19 protein-coding genes are annotated in these 18,774 nt (G+C 65.8%); 14 read left to right on the forward strand and 5 right to left on the reverse strand.

Annotated features, from left to right (window positions below):
- Positions 1–2: 2 nt before the first annotated feature.
- Together katG and M2332_RS14210 are read left to right on the forward strand one after the other, a co-directional pair.
- Positions 3–2,234: a catalase/peroxidase HPI gene (gene katG / locus M2332_RS14205; protein WP_264574569.1), complete on the forward strand. Its 2,232-nt coding sequence runs from the start codon at positions 3–5 to the stop codon at positions 2,232–2,234.
- Positions 2,235–2,645: 411 nt separating this feature from the next.
- Entirely contained in the window at positions 2,646–3,863 is a 1,218-nt protein-coding gene (locus M2332_RS14210; RefSeq protein ID WP_264572181.1) for an argininosuccinate synthase, read from the forward strand.
- A 63-nt stretch (positions 3,864–3,926) separates the two neighbouring features.
- On the opposite strand, the gene M2332_RS14215 is transcribed toward M2332_RS14210, so the two are convergent.
- The 5 genes from M2332_RS14215 to ispH all read right to left on the reverse strand — a co-directional run bounded on the left by M2332_RS14215 (position 3,927) and on the right by ispH (position 8,173).
- The gene (locus tag M2332_RS14215) at positions 3,927–4,070 is read right to left on the reverse strand and encodes a hypothetical protein (protein WP_181558843.1); all 144 of its coding nucleotides are present in this window, start codon (positions 4,068–4,070) and stop codon (positions 3,927–3,929) included.
- 105 nt (positions 4,071–4,175) lie between these two features.
- Positions 4,176–5,663, reverse strand: a complete 1,488-nt coding sequence (gene amyA, locus M2332_RS14220; protein WP_264574570.1) for an alpha-amylase — start codon at positions 5,661–5,663, stop codon at positions 4,176–4,178.
- Between the two features lie 132 nt (positions 5,664–5,795).
- Positions 5,796–6,233, reverse strand: a complete 438-nt coding sequence (gene rnhA, locus M2332_RS14225) for a ribonuclease HI (RefSeq protein ID WP_264572183.1) — start codon at positions 6,231–6,233, stop codon at positions 5,796–5,798.
- On the reverse strand, positions 6,230–7,213 hold the full coding sequence (gene thrB / locus M2332_RS14230) for a homoserine kinase (protein ID WP_264574571.1): 984 nt from the start codon (positions 7,211–7,213) through the stop codon (positions 6,230–6,232). The genes rnhA and thrB overlap by 4 nt, the downstream gene beginning before the upstream one ends.
- A gap of 3 nt (positions 7,214–7,216) precedes the next feature.
- The gene (gene ispH, locus M2332_RS14235; RefSeq protein ID WP_413714902.1) at positions 7,217–8,173 is read right to left on the reverse strand and encodes a 4-hydroxy-3-methylbut-2-enyl diphosphate reductase; all 957 of its coding nucleotides are present in this window, start codon (positions 8,171–8,173) and stop codon (positions 7,217–7,219) included.
- Between the two features lie 255 nt (positions 8,174–8,428).
- Here ispH and M2332_RS14240 point away from each other — a divergent pair, with 255 nt between their 5' ends.
- From M2332_RS14240 to M2332_RS14295, 12 genes are all read left to right on the forward strand, one after another.
- On the forward strand, positions 8,429–9,082 hold the full coding sequence (locus M2332_RS14240) for a hypothetical protein (RefSeq protein WP_264574572.1): 654 nt from the start codon (positions 8,429–8,431) through the stop codon (positions 9,080–9,082).
- A gap of 71 nt (positions 9,083–9,153) precedes the next feature.
- Positions 9,154–10,881, forward strand: a complete 1,728-nt coding sequence (gene argS / locus M2332_RS14245) for an arginine--tRNA ligase (protein WP_264574573.1) — start codon at positions 9,154–9,156, stop codon at positions 10,879–10,881.
- Positions 10,881–11,642, forward strand: a complete 762-nt coding sequence (locus M2332_RS14250) for an SPOR domain-containing protein (protein WP_181558849.1) — start codon at positions 10,881–10,883, stop codon at positions 11,640–11,642. The genes argS and M2332_RS14250 overlap by 1 nt, the downstream gene beginning before the upstream one ends.
- Positions 11,643–11,652: 10 nt before the next feature.
- Positions 11,653–12,669 (forward strand): beta-N-acetylhexosaminidase, encoded by a 1,017-nt coding sequence (gene nagZ, locus M2332_RS14255; RefSeq protein WP_264574574.1) that lies wholly within the window; start codon positions 11,653–11,655, stop codon positions 12,667–12,669.
- A gap of 62 nt (positions 12,670–12,731) precedes the next feature.
- The gene (locus tag M2332_RS14260; protein WP_264572368.1) at positions 12,732–13,487 is read left to right on the forward strand and encodes a segregation and condensation protein A; all 756 of its coding nucleotides are present in this window, start codon (positions 12,732–12,734) and stop codon (positions 13,485–13,487) included.
- Positions 13,484–14,101 carry an SMC-Scp complex subunit ScpB gene (gene scpB / locus M2332_RS14265; RefSeq protein ID WP_264574575.1) on the forward strand — a complete coding sequence of 206 codons (618 nt, stop codon included), beginning with the start codon at positions 13,484–13,486 and terminating at the stop codon, positions 14,099–14,101. The genes M2332_RS14260 and scpB overlap by 4 nt, the downstream gene beginning before the upstream one ends.
- 95 nt (positions 14,102–14,196) lie before the next feature.
- Positions 14,197–14,439: a twin-arginine translocase TatA/TatE family subunit gene (locus M2332_RS14270; RefSeq protein WP_181558851.1), complete on the forward strand. Its 243-nt coding sequence runs from the start codon at positions 14,197–14,199 to the stop codon at positions 14,437–14,439.
- Between the two features lie 29 nt (positions 14,440–14,468).
- Complete coding sequence (tatB, locus tag M2332_RS14275; RefSeq protein WP_264574576.1) at positions 14,469–14,939, forward strand: Sec-independent protein translocase protein TatB; 471 nt, start codon at positions 14,469–14,471, stop codon at positions 14,937–14,939.
- Positions 14,936–15,724 carry a twin-arginine translocase subunit TatC gene (gene tatC / locus M2332_RS14280; RefSeq protein WP_264574577.1) on the forward strand — a complete coding sequence of 263 codons (789 nt, stop codon included), beginning with the start codon at positions 14,936–14,938 and terminating at the stop codon, positions 15,722–15,724. The genes tatB and tatC overlap by 4 nt, the downstream gene beginning before the upstream one ends.
- A 95-nt stretch (positions 15,725–15,819) precedes the next feature.
- A complete protein-coding gene (locus M2332_RS14285) occupies positions 15,820–16,806 on the forward strand; it encodes a cysteine synthase A (RefSeq protein ID WP_264572192.1) in 987 nt (328 codons plus the stop codon).
- 11 nt (positions 16,807–16,817) lie between these two features.
- The gene (locus M2332_RS14290; protein ID WP_264572193.1) at positions 16,818–17,246 is read left to right on the forward strand and encodes a hypothetical protein; all 429 of its coding nucleotides are present in this window, start codon (positions 16,818–16,820) and stop codon (positions 17,244–17,246) included.
- Positions 17,247–17,266: 20 nt separating this feature from the next.
- On the forward strand, positions 17,267–18,658 hold the full coding sequence (locus tag M2332_RS14295) for a GldG family protein (RefSeq protein ID WP_264574578.1): 1,392 nt from the start codon (positions 17,267–17,269) through the stop codon (positions 18,656–18,658).
- Positions 18,659–18,774 lie beyond the last annotated feature (116 nt).

Consider the following 18,774-nt stretch of genomic DNA (forward strand, 5'->3'; position numbering starts at 1 on the left):
AAATGGACGCGAAAACAACTGGTTCGCCGTCGGGTTGCCCGATGAAGGCCTCCGCTGCCATGCGCTCGCTGCTGGGCCGCACCAACCGGGACTGGTGGCCCAACCAGCTCTCGCTCGAAATTCTCCAGCGAAACGGTCTCTCTACCGACCCGATGGGGGACGATTTCGACTATGCCGCAGCGTTCAAGACGCTGGATTATGAGGCCGTCAAACGCGACCTTCATGCGTTGATGACGGACAGCCAGCCCTGGTGGCCGGCGGATTACGGCCATTATGGCCCGTTCTTCATCCGCATGGCGTGGCACTCGGCGGGCACCTATCGCACCGGTGACGGTCGCGGTGGCGCCAATAGCGGGCAGCAGCGTTTCGCCCCGCTCAACAGCTGGCCGGACAATGCCAATCTGGACAAGGCTCGCCGGTTGCTCTGGCCGATCAAGCAGAAATATGGCGCGAAGCTGAGCTGGGCGGACCTGATGATCCTTGCCGGCAATGTCGCGATCGAATCGATGGGTGGACCGGTGTTTGGCTTCGGCGGCGGCCGGGCCGACGTGTTCGAGCCGGAGAAGGACATCTACTGGGGCACCGAGGAGCAGTGGGTGGGCCAGGAAGGCAATCTCACCCGCATTGACGAGGCCGAGGGCCGCGCGCTGGAGGATCCGCTCGCCGCGATCCAGATGGGCCTCATCTACGTCAATCCGGAAGGGCCGGGTGGCAATCCCGATCCGCTCCAGTCCGCACGGGACATTCGCGAGACGTTCAAGCGCATGGGCATGGACGATGAGGAGACAGCTGCCCTGACCGCCGGTGGCCACACCTTCGGCAAGGCGCATGGCGCGGGCGATGCCTCCAAGATCGGCGCCGAGCCGGAAGGCGCAGACATCGCGCAGCAGGGCCTAGGCTGGCAGTCGAGCCACGAGAGCGGCATCGGCGATCATACGATCACCAGCGGCATCGAAGGCGCGTGGACGCCCACGCCGATCAGCTGGGACATGAGCTATTTCGACATGTTGCTCGACCATGAGTATGAGCTGGTGCGCAGCCCTGCCGGCGCGAAGCAGTGGCAGCCGGTCGGCAATCCGCCCGAGACGCTGGCCCCGGCCGCGCACAATCCTGCCAAGCATGTGCCGACGATGATGACCACAGCGGACATGGCGTTCAAGATGGACCCCGCCTATCGGGTGATCATGGAGAAATTCCGGGCGAATCCGGACTATTTCGCGGATTGCTTCGCACGGGCCTGGTTCAAGCTGTGTCACCGCGACATGGGGCCGAAGGCGCGCTATCTCGGCCCCGAGGTGCCGGCGGAAGACCTGATCTGGCAGGACCCGATCCCCAAGGCCGACCATGCGCCGATCGACCCCGCCAATGTCACCGCGCTCAAGGAGAAGATCGCGGCATCGGGCCTGTCCGTGGCCGAGCTGGTCACCACCGCCTGGGCCTCGGCCTCCACCTATCGCGGCTCGGACCATCGCGGCGGTGCTAATGGCGCGCGCATCCGCCTTGCGCCGCAGAAGGACTGGGAGGTCAATCAACCCGCGCAACTGGCCCGTGTCCTGAATGTCTATGAGGGCATCAAGACGGACTTCGATGCGGCGGCACCGGGCGGGAAGAAGGTGAGCCTTGCCGATCTGATCGTGCTGGGCGGCAGCGTCGGCATCGAGCAGGCCGCCAAGGCAGCCGGGCGCGCAGTGACCGTGCCGTTCACGCCCGGTCGCACCGATGCCGTGCAGGACTGGACCGATGTCGAAAGCTTCGCCGTGCTGGAGCCCAAGGCAGACGGCTTCCGCAATTATCTCCAGGTGCGCTTCAGCGTGCCGACCGAGGAGCTGATGATCGACCGCGCCCAGCTTCTGCGGCTGAGCGCGCCGGAGATGACGGTGCTGGTCGGCGGGCTGCGCGTGCTCGGTGCCAATCACAATGGTCGCAAGGAAGGCGTGCTGACGGATCGTCCCGGCCAGCTGACCAACGACTTTTTCGTCAACCTGCTCGACATGGGCACGGCGTGGAAGGAAGTCGATGATCGCGGGGACGAGGTGTTCGTCGGCACCTGCCGCAAGACGGACATGGAGAAATGGACCGCGACCCGCACCGATCTGGTGTTCGGATCGAACTCCCAATTGCGGGCGCTGTCGGAGGTTTACGCGTCGTCCGACGCTGCCGACAAGTTCGTCGCCGACTTCATCGCGGCCTGGGTGAAGGTGATGAACGCCGACCGGTTCGATCTCTCGGCATAATCCTCCTTCCATGACGGATGCTTCGCCGCCCGGCTCCAGAGATGGGGCCGGGCGGTTCGTTTTATACAGGCGCAAAGCTGCCGCGGTCTTGCCGGATGCAGGGGAATGTCGGGAGGCGATAGCTGCCCCGGCAGGAGGGGGGTGCCGGGGCAGCAGGTGCTCGCGCGGCCGTGGGGAACCGGCGAGCAATGGACGCAGGCTGCAGGCTGCGTTCCAAGGCTGACAATAATGCCACCCGTTCAAGAACAAAAATCGATTAAAGTCGTCTCAATGATCGATCGTGCCGATGACTAGTGGCGGGCTGCCACCGGATTGGCGCGCCCGGCGTCCCTCACAGGTTGCGCGTTTTGAGCGACGCTGATAGGCGACCGGCCTGATCCTCGACCTCCAGTTCGAAAGACCCCTGTCGCCATGTCTGACACCATCAAGCGCGTTGTTCTCGCCTATTCCGGTGGCCTCGATACCAGCGTCATCCTCAAGTGGCTGCAAATCCATTATGGCTGCGAGGTCGTGACCTTCACGGCCGATCTGGGGCAGGGCGAGGAGCTGGAGCCGGCCCGGCAGAAGGCGCTGAATGCCGGCGTGAAGCCCGAGCACATCTTCATCGACGATTTGCGCGAGGAATTCGTGCGGGATTATGTCTTCCCGATGATGCGCGCCAACGCCATGTATGAGGGGCTGTATCTGCTTGGCACCTCCATCGCGCGGCCGCTGATCGCCAAGCGCCAGATCGAGATCGCCAAGATGGTCGGGGCCGATGCCGTGTCCCACGGCGCGACCGGAAAGGGCAATGACCAGGTGCGGTTTGAGCTTGGCTATTATGCGCTCCAGCCGGATATCAAGGTCATTGCGCCGTGGCGCGAATGGGATCTGACCTCGCGCACCAAGCTCATCGAATGGGCCGAGCAGCACCAGATCATGGTGCCCAAGGACAAGCGCGGCGAAGCGCCGTTCTCCACTGACGCCAACATGCTGCACACCTCCTCGGAAGGCAAAGTGCTCGAAGATCCGTGGGAGGAGGTGCCGGACTATGTCTATTCGCGCACCGTCAATCCCGAGGATGCGCCGGACACGCCGGAATATATCACCGTCGATTTCGAGAAGGGCGACGGTACGGCCCTCAATGGTCAGGCGATGAGTCCGGCCACGCTGCTGGAAGCCCTCAACGAACTGGGTCGCAAGCACGGCATTGGCCGGCTCGATCTGGTCGAGAACCGCTTCGTCGGCATGAAATCGCGCGGCATGTACGAGACGCCGGGCGGCACGATCTATGCGCTGGCACATCGCGGCATCGAACAGTTGACGCTGGATCGCGGCGCCGCCCACCTCAAGGACGAACTGGCGCCGCGCTATGCGGAACTGGTCTATAACGGCTTCTGGTTCTCACCCGAGCGCGAGATGCTGCAGGCGGCAATCGACCACAGCCAGCTGAAGGTTGCGGGCACGGTCCGCCTCAAGCTCTATAAGGGCAGCTGCATCGTCGTGGGCCGCAAGTCGCCCAATTCGCTCTACAGCGAGAAGGTCGTGACGTTCGAGGATGATGCGGGCGCCTATGATCAGCGGGATGCGGCTGGCTTCATCAAGCTCAACGCTCTGCGTCTGCGGTTGCTCGGGCGCCGCGATATTTGAGGAATGTGGGCCGGCCGCGTCCGGCCCCACTTTTCTGCGCGTAAAAGCGCATTCAGGCCGTCGTCAGCTCTGGGCAGAGCCCCAGAACAGAACGACCGCCATCACAATCACCGCAAGCACGAGCGAGATGCTCAGCACATAACGGACGATGTGCGGCGTCTGGCCGGCACGGGCGTCTTCGGTGGTCTTGTGAACCTCATCTTCCATCTGAGAACTCCTTTCAATTGAGCCAACGCGCGATGTTGGAGGGTCGTTCCTGAGCATCAGTCGCCCCGGAGTTCCCAAAAGGGCAATGCGCTGGCGCTGAGCCCTTCAAAATGCGTCGCTGCGCACCCACACGCTCACGCTTCCGCCATTCACCCGCGCGATCAGCCGTCCCTCATCGTCCGACCAGATTTCTTCCTCGCAATGCCCGAGATAATCGCGGAAACCCGCGCCGGCATGATCCGGGCCGAGATCGAAGACCTTACTGGCATCGCCCGCATTGGTGAGCAGCACGACGCAGCCCGGCGCATCCTCCGTGCCGTGGCGGATGAAGCCGATGGCATGGGGGTCGTCGAACAGGTCGGTCTGCGGGCCGTGCGCGAAACGCTGCCGCGCTTCGATCAGCTTCTCGAGGCCGTCAATCGTCGGCATCTCGACCTCATGAGTCTCGCCATCGCCGCCCGTATCATTGTACCGCGCGCCATAGAGATCGGGATAGAACACGCAGGGCACCCCGGCCTCGCGCAGCAGGATCAGCGCATAAGCCAGCGGACGGAACCAGGTCTCGACGGGTGCTTCCATGGCCTGCAGCGCCTGGGTGTCGTGGTTTGCCACGATCGTCACCGCCCGGTCCGGGGCCACCGCCACCAGCGAACCGTCGAAGATCGTCCGCATGTCAAATGCGTCGCCCGCGCAGGAGGCTTCGTAAAAGCGGTGATGCAGGGCGACGTCGAACAGGGCGAGCTGATGATCGACCCGGTCGAGATAGGTCTGCAGGGCGGTCATGTCCGGGTGCCAATATTCGGCGACCACGAACAGATCGTCCGCCACGCTCTCCCGCATATGCCCCACCCAGTCGCGGAAGAACCAGGCCGGGATATGCTTGGCGGCATCGAGCCGGAAGCCATCGACAGGAAGCTGCTCGGCCAGCCAGCGGCCCCAATATTTCAGCTCTTCATAGACGGCGTTGTTGCGGAACTCGATGTCCGATCCCATCAGATAGTCGAAGTTGCCGAGTTCCTCGTCCACCTCGGCGTTCCACTCGCCATCGCCATAGTCGTTGACGAGCTTGAAGACGCCATTTTCATTGGGCTCGTCGAGATGGTCCACGCCGCTGAAGCAGCGGGCATCCCATATGAACTTGGAATAGGCGCCATTGCGCCCCGGGAACGTGAAGCGCGTATAGGCGCGCGCCTCGAAAGCCTCGTCCTCGATCTCGGTGCGGTTATCCGGATTGACCCGGCGCACGCGCACCTGCTCCGTCTCGTCTCCGCCCATCTTGTGATTGAAGACGACGTCGTGGATCACCCGCAATCCGGCATCGCGCAGGGTAGCGCAGGCCCGTTCGAGCGCGGCGCGATCACCATATTTGGTCGCCACCGTGCCCTTCTGGTCGAACTCGCCGAGGTCGAACAGGTCATAGGCGTCATAACCAACCGAATAGCCGCCCGCCGCCCCCTTGCCGGCCGGCGGCAGCCAGATATCGGTGATGCCGATGCCCGCGAGGCTCGCGCTCTTGCCAGCCACCTCATCCCAATGCCGCCCTCCATCCTGCGTGTACCAATGGAAGAACTGGATCAGGGTGCGTGGCGGCATAACAGTCCGATCTTTGGCTAACGAGCCCAGGATCGGCTCCACGCCGTAACGAAGGTTGGCGGCGGACGTTCCAGCCGGCGTAAAACCGGGCGCTATGGGGCTAACGCGAACAGCAGCCCGGAGCCGCGAAACCTAACCCCGCGCCCGCTCCGCCGCATCGCTGGCGAGGCGGTCGGCGCGCTCGTTTTCCGGGTGGCCGGAGTGGCCCTTTACCCATTGCCAGTCGATCTGGTGGGGCGCGACGGCGGCAAGCAGTTCCTGCCAGAGGTCGGCATTCTTGACCGGTTTCTTGTCGGCGGTGCGCCAGCCATTGCGCTGCCAGCCGTGAATCCAGCGGGTGATGCCGTCCTTCACATAGTTGCTGTCCGTGGAGAGAATCACGTGACACGGCCCCTTGAGGGCGTTGAGGCCAGCGATCGCGGCCATCAGCTCCATGCGGTTGTTGGTGGTGTGCGCTTCCCCGCCGGAAAGCTCCTTCTCATGGCCGTTGAAGCGCAGCACCACGCCCCAGCCGCCCGGTCCGGGATTGCCCTTGCAGGCGCCGTCGGTGAACAGCTGAACGGTTTTCACGAGGCCGAGCCGAACAGCGCCGCTGCGTCCGTTTCGGCATAAAAGTCGAGGCGCCGCAGATAGGCCAGCGGATCCTTGCGCGTCACCAGCGCATTGGCGGGCGTGTTGATCCAGTCATAGGCGCGGGTCAGCAGGAAGCGCAGCGCCGCGCCGCGTGCGAGGACAGGCAGCGCGGCATATTCCTCCGCGGTCAGCCCATGCGTCGCGCGATATCCCGCGATCAGCGCCAAAGCCACGGCGCTGTCGAAGTCCCGCCCGTCGGGCCCGAAGCACCAGGCGCCATGCATGATGGCAAGGTCATAGGCGCGGATGTCCGTGCAGCTGAAGTAGAAGTCGATCAGTCCGCCGACCTCGTCGCCGCGCATCAGCACATTGTCCGGAAACAGATCGGCATGGATGACGCCACGTGCCAGCGCATCCGGCCAATGCGCGTCGAGATAGGCGAGTTCGGTCCGTACGCGCTGTTCCAGCCCCGGCTGGATGGTATCCAGCGCGCCGCCGCACTCATTGGCGAGGCGGTGCCATCCTTCCGGGCCGAGCGTGTTGGGGCGCTCGCCGGAGAAATCCTCGGCGGCGCGGTGAAACTGCCCCAGGGCCGCGCCGGCAGACCGGGCCTGCGGCGGGGTCGGGTGGGTCACCGAGACGCCGTTCAGAAACTCGATGAGGGCGGCGGGCCGCTCGCACAGCGTCTGCAGTGCCTTGCCCTCGCGGTCGTGGATGAAGCGCGGCACCGGGCAGCCACGCGCGCCGACATGGTCGAGCAGATCCATGAAAAAGGGCAGGTCCGCCACATCCACGCGCTTTTCGTAGAGCGTCAGGATGAAGCGGGCGCCTTTGCCGTCCGCGCCGGTCGTGTCGACGAGATAATTGCTGTTCTCGACGCCCTCGGCGATGCCCTTGGCGGCGAGCAGTGTGCCGACATCATAGCGTTCGAGGAAGAGCGCCAGCGTCTCGGCCGGCACCTGCGTGTAGACAGCCATGGCTCAGGCCGCTTCCAGGCCGCGCGGCAGCTTGAAGGTGATCGATTCGGTGGTGGTGAGCACTTCCTCCTCGGTCACGTCGAAGCGGGTGGCGAGCTTGTCGATCACGCTGCGCACCAGCACTTCGGGCGCGCTGGCCCCGGCGGTCACGCCCAGCGTCTCGACGCCGGCCAGCCAGTCGAAGTCGATTTCGTCGGCCGTTTCGATCAGGCGGGCACGCGCGCCGCTGCGGTCGGCGACCTCGACCAGCCGCATGGAATTGGAGCTGTTGGGTGCACCGATGACCATCACGGCCTGCGCACGACGGGCGATTTCCTTCGTCGCGGCCTGCCGGTTGGAGGTCGCGTAGCAGATGTCCTCGCCCTTCGGCGCGGCAATGTCCGGAAAGCGCCGCTCCAGCGTCGCGACGATCTCCGCGGTATCGTCGACGGAGAGCGTGGTCTGGGTGAGGAAGGCCAGCGACACGCCGGGGGCGGGCTGGAAGGCCTCGGCATCTGCCTGCGTCTCGATCAGCGTCATCGCGCCGTCCGGCACCTGGCCGAACGTGCCGATCACCTCGGGGTGATTGGCGTGGCCGATGAACAGGATGTGGCGCCCGGCCTCCACCTGCCGCTCGGCCTGCCGGTGGACCTTGGAAACCAGCGGGCAGGTCGCATCGAGATAATCGAGGCCGCGCGCCTCGGCATTGGCGGGCACGACCTTGGGCACGCCATGGGCGGAAAAGACCACCGGCCGCCCATCGGGCACCTGGTCCAGCTCGTCCACGAAGATGGCGCCCTTGGCGCGCAGCCCATCGACGACGAAGCGGTTGTGGACGATCTCGTGCCGGACATAGACCGGCGCGCCGAACTTCTCGAGCGCCCGCTCCACGATCATGATCGCGCGGTCGACACCGGCGCAGAAGCCGCGCGGTGCGGCGACCAGAACGGTGAGGGCGGGGCGCTGGCGAGAGGCAGGCATGTCGGGCATATGTGTCGATCCATCCATCCAGTCCCATTAGGGGCATGGCCGCCCGAGGGAAAGCCGGAAGAATGGGAGAGGGCGCAACGGCCGTCCGGTTCATCCTGCGGTCATCTGGCGCGGGCGAGGTCTTTGCAGCCCGTCCGGGCGACGTGCCCTTTCGGTTGCGCGCCCGTGGGAGCGCGACTAAGAAGCGCGGACCCGATTGTGCGCGGGATATCCCGCGCGCGCCAGAATGAAGGAATTGGAGCCATCGTGCGGATCGCCGCTCTCTCGAAACCCGCCGTTCTGGCAGCTCTTGTCGCCCTGATGGCCGGCTGCGCGAAGCGCGGCGACATCGACTCCGCCGGACAAGGCATCATCCAGTTCCGCACCGCATGCCCGACCGTGGCCGTGGCCGCGCACACCGGCGACGTCACGCTGTTCGACCCGGCCGACAGCCGCGACGCGCGCGCGATCGATGTGGTCGCGACGCTCACCGATGTGCGGCCGTCTTGCACGACCGGCGACACCGACATTTATTCGCAGGTCGGCTACAAGGTGGTCGCGGTGCGCCGCGATGCGGGCCCGGCGCGGACGGTCGATCTGCCCGTCTTCGCGGCGGTCGTGCGCGGCGCGACGGCGGTGACCGCCAAGCGCGTTACGATGGTGCGGCTGAATTTCGCCGAGGGGGCGCTGCGTGCCGAGGCGACGGGTAGCACCTCCGCCTATATCGATCGCAGTGCGGCAACGCTGCCGCCCGAGGTCGAGCGCATGATCACCCGCCCGCGCAAGACGGGCGATGAGGACGCGGCGCTCGATCCGCTGGCCCGCCCTGAAGTGCGCGAGGCGATCCAGCGAAGCAGCTTCGAGCTGCTCCTGGGTTTCAACCTGACCACCGACCAGCTCCGCTATAACGTGACCCGCTGATATTTTCCGGCGGCCGGACGACCGCAGCATCCTGCAGCCGCGCCGCCGATGCTGACAGGACCGCTGACCCGATGAATATCTTCGCTCGTATCGCCGCCGCGCTGGACGGCCTTCTGGACGACATGGTGCAGGCTGGCGAATTGCCCGCCGGCCTCAATCGTGCCGCCGTGACCGTCGAACCGCCGCGCGATCCCTCGCATGGCGACATGGCGACCAATGCCGCGATGGTGCTGGCCAAGCCGGCCGGCACCAATCCCCGCGCCCTTGCCGAGCTGATCGCCGGCCGGCTGCGGACGCTCACGGATGTCGACGGCGTGGAGATCGCGGGCCCCGGCTTCATCAACCTGCGCCTTGTCCGCACTGCCTGGGAAGACGAGCTGGCGGCCATCCATGCGGCCGGCGCCGACTATGGCCGCTCGACGATGGGCAAGGGCGTGCGCGTCAACATCGAATATGTCTCGGCCAATCCGACCGGGCCGATGCACATGGGCCACTGCCGGGGTGCGGTGGTCGGCGATGCGCTGGCCGCGCTGCTGGAATATGCCGGGCATAAAGTCACCCGCGAATATTATATCAACGATGCCGGTGCGCAGGTGCAGACGCTCGGCCGTTCGGTGCATCTGCGCTACAGGGAAGCGCTGGGCGAGACGATCACGATCCCCGAGGGCTTCTATCCCGGCGAATATCTGATCCCGATCGGTCAGGCGCTGGCGGCGGAATTCGGCGATCGCTACGTCGGAGCCCCGGAAGCCGACTGGCTCGACCTGTTCCGCGAGCGCGCCGTCGCTGCGATGATGGACATGATCCGCGCCGATCTGGCGCTGCTCGGCATTCATCATGATGTCTTCGCCTCCGAGGCGGCCGTGCAGCAGGCCGGCCGCGTCGATGCCGCGCTGGCCCGGCTGGAGGCAGAGGGGCTTATCTATCAGGGCGTACTGGAGCCGCCGAAGGGTGAACTGCCGGACGACTGGGAGCCGACCGAAATGACGCTCTTCCGGGCGACGCAGTTCGGCGACGATAGCGACCGGCCGGTGCGCAAGTCCGATGGCGGGCTGACCTATTTCGGCACCGACCTCGCATATCATGCCCAGAAGGCCGAAAACGCCGACCAGCTGATCGACATCTGGGGCGCCGACCATGCCGGCACCGTCAAGCGGATCAAGGCCGCCGTGGCTGCGCTGACCGGCGGCAAGGTCCAGTTCGACGTCAAGCTGGTGCAGATGGTCCGCCTGATGCGTAATGGCGAGCTGGTCCGCATGGGCAAGCGGCTCGGCAATTTCGTCACGCTGGCAGACGTCGTCGAGGAAGTCGGCAAGGATGTGGTGCGCTTCACCATGCTGACGCGCAAGGCCGATGCGCAGATGGATTTCGACTTCGCCAAGGTGGTGGAAGCCAGCAAGGACAATCCGGTCTTCTACGTGCAATATGCCCATGCGCGGATTTCCTCGCTGGCGCGCCGGGTGCAGGAGAGCTTCCCGGACGGGCTGCCCGCGGCGGACAGCGCGCTGTTCGGCCCGGAGGAGGTGGATCTGGTCAAACAGCTGGCCACTTTCCCCCGCGTGGTGGAGGCTGCCGCCAATGCGCGTGAGCCGCATCGCATCGCCTTCTATCTCTACGATCTTGCCGCCAGCTTCCATGGCTGGTGGAACCTCGGCAACGATCAGCCCGAGCGGCGCGTGATCGTCGCGGGCGATGCGGGCCTCACCGCGGCGCGACTGCACTTGAGCGCCGGAATCGGTCAGGTTATCAAGAACGGCCTGGCCCTGATGGGCGTCAGCGCGCTTGAGGAGATGAACTGATGTCAGCCGGGGAGCCGAATAACGGTCTCAATCTTGATGACGAGGACCGGCTGCCCTGGCTGGAGCCCGCAGGAATTGAGGAAGAGACCGAAAGGGTATCCCCGATCCGCATTGTCGGTCTGGCGGTGCTGGGCCTGGTTCTGCTCGGTGTGATTGTCGCCGGCGGCTACCTGTTCAGCAACCGCGATCGCAGCGGCAGCGATGGCTCGGCCCCGCTGATCGCGGCGGAGAACAAGGATTACAAGGTCCCGGCCAACGCGTCGGACGCGCGCACCTTCGATGGGGAAGGAGACGAAGCCTTTGCAGCCAGCGAGGGCCGGGAGGCCTCGGGCCGCATCGATGCGAGCCGCGTGCCGGAAGCACCGCGTGACGATTTGAAGCAGACCGGCCCGACCGCGCCGGCTCTCGCCGTTCCCGCAGAACGTCCGGCGGCAAAGCCCACGGTCATCGCGCCGGTCAAGACGGCCGCCACGCCCAAGCCGGCGGCGCCAGCTCCGGCGAAGGTTGAGGATGTCGATACCTTGACCGGGCCGCGCGTCCAGCTCGGCGCCTTTGCCTCGCGCGCCATCGCCGAGGAGGTCTGGAAGAAGCAGTCCGGCCGATTCGATTATCTCTCGGCCCTCAAGCACAGCGTCGAGCCGGTCGAGACGGGCGGACGCACCCTGTATCGCCTGCGCGCCAGCGTCGCCTCCCCGGCGGATGCCACCGCCACCTGCGGGCGGCTTCGGGTGGCGGGCGAAAATTGCATCGTCGTCCGGTGATCTCCGCGCGATGAAGCCGGTCATCTTCGGCCTTGCCGGCGAGCGTGTCAGCGCGGACGAGCGGGCGCTGTTCCGTGCCTGCGACCCGGCAGGCTACATCCTGTTCGGCCGCAACATCGCCGACCGCGCCCAGTTGCGCGCGCTCACCGATGAGTTGCGCGAGATCGCCGGGCGGGACGATCTGTACATCATGATCGATCAGGAAGGCGGCCGCGTCGCGCGGATGCGCCCGCCGCACTGGCCGGACTGTCCCCCCGCCGCGCGCTTCGATGCCCTTTATGATCTCGCGCCCTCAAGCTCCATGGAGGCGGCGCGCTGCAACGCCCGGCTGCTGGGCACGATGCTCTCGGATGTCGGGATCACCGCCAATGCCGCCCCTGTGCTCGATCTGCGCTATCCCGGCGCGAGCGACATTGTTGGGGATCGGTCCTTCGGCGCTGAGCCGATGCGCGTCGCGGCGCTGGGCCGGGCAACGCTGGAGGGGCTGAGGGACGGCGGCGTCGCCGGCATCGTCAAGCATATGCCGGGCCATGGTCGCGCGCTGGTCGACAGCCATCTCGCTTTGCCCACGGTTTCGGCCAGCGCCGATGAGATGGAGCGCGACCTCGCGCCATTCCGGGCGCTGCGTCACGCTCCGGCGGGCATGACCGCGCACATCGTCTACACCGCGTGGGATGCGGATCGGCCAGCCAGCCTGTCGCCTTATGTGATTCGCGAGATCATCCGGGGGGCTATCGGCTTTGATGGCCTGCTGATGTCCGACGATCTCGACATGAAGGCGCTCAACGGTCCGGCGGATGAACTGGCCGAGGTGGTGGTCGCGGCCGGTTGCGATCTGGCGCTCAATTGCTGGGGGCGGATGGACGAGATGACGGCCATTGCCGCGCGCTTGCCAGACATGTCCGATGCGGCGCGCGAGCGGCTGGACCGGGCGATGGCGAGCATCGCCGCCGGCGCCGATCCGGCCTGGCCGGGTGAAAAGGCGATGGCGACGCGCGACGCGCTCTTGGCCCTCGCGCCGGCATGAGCGCCAGCTCGCCCGTCCAGCCTGCCGATAAGGCGCCGACCGGGCTGTTCGATGGCGAGTGGATGGAGCCTGTCCGCCGCCTGCCAGGCGATGCCATCCTCACCGTCTCGGTGGAAAGCTGGGAAGGGCCGCTCGATCTGTTGCTGGCGCTGGCGCGGACGCAGAAGGTGGATCTGCGCGAGATTTCCATCCTCGCCCTTGTCGAGCAATATCTGCGCTTCATCGAGGAAGCGGCGGAACTGCGGCTGGAATTGGCCGCCGATTATCTGGTGATGGCGGCGTGGCTCGCCTATCTCAAATCCGGGCTGCTGCTGCCCAAGGAAGCGCAGCCCGAGCCCTCGCCCGAGGAACTGGCGCTGCGCCTCCATCTGCGGCTGCAGCGGCTGGAGGCGATGCGCGAGGCGGGCGCCCGCCTGATGGCGCGGGATCGGCTAGGCCGGGATGTCTTCCCCCGTGCGGCGCCGGAAGGATTGCACCGGCCCCGCGCAATCGTGTGGCAGGCCAGCCTGTTCGACATCATTCAGGCTTATGGGCAGGTGAAGGCGCGGACGGCGCCGCGCATCCACATCGTCCATCGCCGGCCGGTGATGACGCTGGATGAAGCCATTGAGCGGGTGTCGCGCCTGATCGGCATGGAGCTGGACTGGGCCGAGCTGGGCCGGTTCCTGCCCGAAACCGCTGATCCGCAGCTGCGCCGCTCGGCGTTGGCCAGCAGTTTCGTCGCAGCGCTGGAGCTCGCGCGGCTAGGGCGCGTCGAACTGCGGCAGGAAGAGACGTTCGCGCCGCTGTACCTGCGCGCGCCGGCGGTGCCGTCATGAGCGTGCCGGAGTTCCATGCTGCGAGCGAGATGGAGCGTCTCGTGGAAGCCGTGCTGTTCGCGGCCGAGGCGCCGCTGACGGTCGCCGAGATCCAGCGGCATAGCGGGCTGGACGGCGATATCCGGGGCTGCCTGTCGGCTTTGGCCGCGCATTATGCCGGTCGCGGGATTGAACTGGTCGAGCGGGGCGGGCGCTGGCATTTCCAGACGGCAGCCGATCTCAGCCATATCCTGCGCCGCGAGCGGGAGGAGCCGCGCAAGCTCAGCCGGGCCGCGGTCGAGACGCTGGCGATCATCGCTTATCACGAACCGGTCAGCCGCGCGGAGATCGAGGCGATTCGCGGCGTGCAGGTCGGCAAGGGGACGCTGGACGTGCTGATGGAGGCGGGCTGGGTGCGCCCGGCGGGGCGGCGAGAGGTGCCGGGACGGCCGCTCACTTATGCGACGACCCCTGATTTTCTGAGCCACTTCGGCCTCGCCAGCCGGCGCGATCTGCCCGGGATCGACGATCTGCGCGCTGCCGGCCTGCTCGATCCGGTCGATCTGGCGATGGAATCGCTGGATTTGCAGGGGAGTCTTGAAAATGACCCACAAGATGAAGAAGATGAGGACTGATCGCCTTATTCGATGAGGCAAGGGCTGATGCCGGGATGGCCATTGCGCTATGGACCCGCAGGGCTTAGTTAGGGCGCATTCACAGGAGATTTCTGATGGGTTTCGGTTCCCCGATTCACTGGGTCGTACTGGTGCTGGTGATCGTGCTGCTGTTCGGCGGCGGACGCATCTCCAGCCTGATGGGCGATGTCGCCAAGGGTATTAAGAGCTTCAAGAAGGGCCTTGCGGATGATGACGGCGATACGGCGAGCGCGGCGAAGCCTGCGCAGCGCATCGATCGTCAGTCCGCAGCCGGCGAGAGCAGCGCGACGCGCGAAGAGCAGAAGCTCGAAAGCTGATCCGGGCGGTCTGATCAGGCCAACCTGGCATGTTTGACATTGCGTCCACAGAGCTGCTGCTGATCGCGGTGGTGGCGGTCCTCGTGATCGGCCCCAAGGATTTGCCACGCGCGCTCTATAAATTCGGTCAGATCGTCGGGAAGGCGCGCGGCATGGCGCGCCATTTCCGCAGCGGCATCGACGCGATGGTGCGCGAAGCCGAGCTTGAGGAACTGCAGAAGCAGTGGGCCAAGCAGAACCAGAAAATCATGGACGAAACCCGCAATACGGAGTTCAGCGATCCGGCGAGCACAGCCGCCCTGCAGGATCATAGCGCGCCGGAATTGCTGGGGGATCGTGACGATAAGGTCGCGACCGATGACGCGCCGTCCCATACCGGCGAGACGGTCGAGGATGCCGGCCCGGCGCACAAGCGCGACGCGCCCGCCAGCGAGAGCATGGCGCAGTCCAGCCTGCCGCTTGGCACCTCCGACGAGCCGAACGGACCGCGTACCGCATGAAGGACATTGACGATACCAAGGCGCCCCTGCTCGATCATCTCATCGAGCTGAGAAAGCGCCTGTTGCGCTGCGTCGCCGCGCTCTTCATTTCCGGCGCGGTCTGCTATTATTTTGCGGGCGACATTCTCGGTTTTCTCGTGGAGCCGCTCAAGCAGGGCTTTGGCAACACGGTCGGAAAGCTCGTTTACACCAAGCTTTATGAGGCGTTCTTCGTGGAATTGAAGGTCGCCATGTTCGGCGCCTTCTTCATCTCCTTCCCGATCACCGCCAACCAACTCTGGGCGTTCATCGCGCCGGGCCTTTATGCCAAGGAAAAGCGGGCGCTGCTGCCCTTCCTGCTGGCAACGCCCATCCTGTTCGTCGGCGGCGCGGCCTTTGCTTATTATCTGGTGATGCCGACCGCATTTCACTTCTTCCTGCGCTTTCAGGGCGATGCGGGCGGGATGCAGCTGGAAGCGCTGCCCAGCGTGGACAGCTATCTCAGCCTCGTCATGCAGTTCATCCTGGCCTTCGGCATCAGCTTTCTTCTGCCGGTGCTGGTGATGCTGCTCAATCGCGCCGGCATCGTCTCGCGCGCGCAATTGGTGGGTGCGCGGCGCTATTTCATCGTCGGTGCGGTGGCTGTGGCGGCGGTTCTCACGCCGCCCGATGTGGTTTCGCAGCTCATGCTCGCCATTCCGCTCATCATCCTCTACGAAATGACGCTGATTTTCATCTGGTTTACGGATCGGCGCGCGGCCCGCGAACAGGGCGAAGACGAGCAGGCGCTCGTCCGGTCCGAATAAGCGCGTTCCGGCAGTGCTGCGGGACAAGCTGGGCTTGCGGCGGCCATGCAATCTCCTGCCTTGCTCAGCGCGCTTCGTCGTCCTAGTCAGTCGCTATGACCGTCCATCCCAATACGATCTCCCTCATCGGTAATACGCCTCTCGTCCGGCTGGCCGGACCGTCTGAGGCCAGTGGCGCCGAAATCTATGGCAAATGCGAGTTCATGAACCCGGGCGCCTCGGTCAAGGACCGCGCCGCCCTGTTCATCGTGGAAGATGCCGAGGAAAAGGGCCTGCTGCAGCCCGGCGGCACCATCGTCGAAGGGACGGCCGGCAACACCGGCATCGGCCTGGCGCTGGTCGCCAATGCCAAGGGCTATCGCACGATCATCGTCATGCCCGAGACGCAGAGCCGCGAGAAGATGGACACGCTGCGCGCGCTCGGTGCCGAGCTGGTGCTCGTGCCCGCCGCGCCTTATGCCAATCCCGGTCACTTCGTGCACACCTCGCGCCGTCTCGCCGAGGAAACGCCGAACGCGATCTGGGCCAACCAGTTCGACAATATCGCCAATCGCAAGGCCCATATCGTCGGCACGTCCGAGGAAATCTGGGCGCAGATGGAAGGGCGGATCGATGGCTTCACCTGCGCGGCCGGAACGGGCGGCACGCTTGCGGGCGTCGGCCTCGGCCTCAAGCAGAAGAGCGAGGCGATCACCATTGCGCTGACCGACCCCTATGGCGCAGCGCTGTATAATTACTACGCCCATGGCGAGTTGAAGGCGGAAGGCTCCTCGGTCGCCGAGGGCATCGGGCAAGGGCGCATCACCGCCAATCTGGAAGGCGCGCCCATCGACACGCAGTTCCGCATGTCTGACGAAGAAGGCATGATGTGGGTCGAGAAGCTGATGGGCGAGGGGCTGTGCGTTGGCCTTTCCACCGGCATCAATGTCGCAGGTGCCGTGGCGCTGGGGCGCAAGCTCGGGCCGGGCAGCCGGATCGTTACCATCCTGTGCGACACGGGCCTTCGCTATCTTTCAACGCTTTACAATCGGGACTGGCTGGTTTCCAAGGGATTGACGCCTTTCCCATGGTTGGCGGACTAGGGAGCGCAAAGATGGCGGACAGTCGGCCCGAACGGGAAGCAGTGAGCCGCAAGAGCGACGTTCGCGCCCATCGTGAAGAGTTGCAGCGCGTGCAGATCGGCCTGGTCGGGCTGGCCGCGGTTCTGCTGGTCGTTACGCTGGCGAACCTGATCGTCGATGCCGTCCGTCAGGATGGGACGAGCGATACCGCGACGATGTCGAGCGATGCGTCGTCCGCCGCCGCACAGACCGGTGGCGCCAATACGACCGGCACCCCGGCGCCGACCAACAACGAGCCGCTGGCGGATCTCGGCGTCACCCCGACCACATCGGACAGCGCCGCGCCCATTTTGCCGTCACCCGTGCCCGATCTGGAGCCCGATCCGCAATTGCGTCAGCGCATGGATCAGGACCGCGATCAGGCCCAGTCGCAGCGCCCCGCCCAGCAGCAGACGCCCTGAGCCGTCGCCCGGTTGCCGCGATGCCCCGCACTGCCTTGCTGCTGGCGGCGACGCTTGCCCCTGCCATCCTGTCGCTCCTGCTCGGGCTGACCGGCACCAGCCTGCGCACCGGACGGCTCGATCCGCTCGATTGGCTGTGGCCGGAGACTGCGGGGATCATTCTGGGCGCAATTCTGCTGACGCGCGCCGCCCGCGCCGGGCAGGGTGACCGCGCCGAGGCTGCTCCTGCAAGGTTGCGCTGGCCGACGGTTGCGGCTCTGTGGGCCGCCGTCTTGCTGCCGCCGCTGTGCCTGATCGGGTTGGCGTCCGTCCGTCTGCCTTGGGCCGGCATGATCGCGCTCGCAGTGGGATTGGCCGTCGTCGGCAGTCTGTGGGCTTTGGTCGCAGGCCGCTCCCGCCGGGTAAGGCTGGGTTCGGCGCTGGCGCTGTGCGTAGGGGCTGTGCTTGTCGCGAATTGGGCCGTGCCGGCCATGCGCAATGCTTCCCCATCCACCACAGCCGGGGATCGGCCCAGCGTCGCTTTGTTCTCGGCCTTGCCCTTGCATGATGTCGCCATGGGCGCCGTTCACGGATTGCCGGCAGCGCAGTCGATCGGTCTGCGCTCGCCCTTGCTGCGCGCGCTCGACCTCCATGTCGCCCTGCACCCTCTGGATGCGCTCAATGACCAGAGCCTGGCTGGGCACGCGGCGGTGCTGCTGGCCCAGCCGCGCGCGATGGCGCCGGAAGAACTGGTCGCGCTGGACCGCTGGGTGCGCGCGGGTGGACGCGCGGTGGTGCTGGCCGATCCGCTACTGCTCTGGCCGGACCCGCGCCCGCTCGTCCATCCCGGGCGGCCGCCGCTCACGAGTCTGCTCGATCCGCTGCTGGCCCATTGGGGCGTGCGACTGGAAGCTGCGGAGTTCACCGCGCAATCCCATGGCGATGGCCATGGGGGCGAGGCGTCGGATCGGCGCACCTTGGCGTCAGGCGCCTTGCTGCAGGTGGCAGGCGCCTCGCGCTTCGTTGTGCGCGAGCCGACGGCCGGCTGCACGCCCGCCGAGCAGGGGTTCATCGCGACCTGTCGGTTGGGCAGGGGGCAGGCGCTGCTGGTGGCGGATGCGGACTGGATCGATGACCGCCTCTGGACGCTGGCCTCGCAGGATGGGGCCGACCGCGCGCTGCGCACCAGTGACGCGCCGGACGTTCTCGCCGCGTGGCTGCGCGACGAGCCGCTTTCGATCGGCACTTTCACGAGTTGGGTGAAGGACGAGGCCGCTCTGGTGCGGGGTCTCCGCTTCGCGCTGGGCGCTGCGCTGGCCCTTTCCCTCCTGCTGGCGCTGGTGGTGCGCAATCCCCGCTATTCCCAGCCCATGGTTCGGACAAATACGGGTCATAATGAGAACATAAGAAAAACGGAGGGCATTTCTCCCTAATCCGCCCAAGATTTTCCCATCATTTCCCACTTTATCCAAGATTCTCCCTTTTCTCCCCGGGGGCGGACTGCTAATACCGCAGGCCTAGGGGCACTCGTATCTTCGCGAGTCTATCA

It is taken from the genome of Sphingobium sp. B11D3A (assembly GCF_025961695.1).
In the GTDB taxonomy this organism is placed as follows: Bacteria; Pseudomonadota; Alphaproteobacteria; order Sphingomonadales; family Sphingomonadaceae; genus Sphingobium.

Coding starts and splice junctions, on each gene's coding strand:
- M2332_RS14210 (WP_264572181.1), top strand. CDS start 2,646: ATGTCTGACACCATCAAGCGCGTTGTTCTCGCCTATTCCGGTGGCCTC.
- argS (WP_264574573.1), top strand. CDS start 9,154: ATGAATATCTTCGCTCGTATCGCCGCCGCGCTGGACGGCCTTCTGGAC.
- M2332_RS14290 (WP_264572193.1), top strand. CDS start 16,818: ATGGCGGACAGTCGGCCCGAACGGGAAGCAGTGAGCCGCAAGAGCGAC.
- scpB (WP_264574575.1), top strand. CDS start 13,484: ATGAGCGTGCCGGAGTTCCATGCTGCGAGCGAGATGGAGCGTCTCGTG.
- M2332_RS14215 (WP_181558843.1), bottom strand. CDS start 4,070: ATGGAAGATGAGGTTCACAAGACCACCGAAGACGCCCGTGCCGGCCAG.
- ispH (WP_413714902.1), bottom strand. CDS start 8,173: ATGCCTGCCTCTCGCCAGCGCCCCGCCCTCACCGTTCTGGTCGCCGCA.
- M2332_RS14295 (WP_264574578.1), top strand. CDS start 17,267: ATGCCCCGCACTGCCTTGCTGCTGGCGGCGACGCTTGCCCCTGCCATC.
- katG (WP_264574569.1), top strand. CDS start 3: ATGGACGCGAAAACAACTGGTTCGCCGTCGGGTTGCCCGATGAAGGCC.
- tatC (WP_264574577.1), top strand. CDS start 14,936: ATGAAGGACATTGACGATACCAAGGCGCCCCTGCTCGATCATCTCATC.
- M2332_RS14250 (WP_181558849.1), top strand. CDS start 10,881: ATGTCAGCCGGGGAGCCGAATAACGGTCTCAATCTTGATGACGAGGAC.
- thrB (WP_264574571.1), bottom strand. CDS start 7,213: ATGGCTGTCTACACGCAGGTGCCGGCCGAGACGCTGGCGCTCTTCCTC.
- amyA (WP_264574570.1), bottom strand. CDS start 5,663: ATGCCGCCACGCACCCTGATCCAGTTCTTCCATTGGTACACGCAGGAT.
- M2332_RS14285 (WP_264572192.1), top strand. CDS start 15,820: ATGACCGTCCATCCCAATACGATCTCCCTCATCGGTAATACGCCTCTC.
- nagZ (WP_264574574.1), top strand. CDS start 11,653: ATGAAGCCGGTCATCTTCGGCCTTGCCGGCGAGCGTGTCAGCGCGGAC.
- tatB (WP_264574576.1), top strand. CDS start 14,469: ATGTTTGACATTGCGTCCACAGAGCTGCTGCTGATCGCGGTGGTGGCG.
- M2332_RS14260 (WP_264572368.1), top strand. CDS start 12,732: ATGGAGCCTGTCCGCCGCCTGCCAGGCGATGCCATCCTCACCGTCTCG.
- M2332_RS14270 (WP_181558851.1), top strand. CDS start 14,197: ATGGGTTTCGGTTCCCCGATTCACTGGGTCGTACTGGTGCTGGTGATC.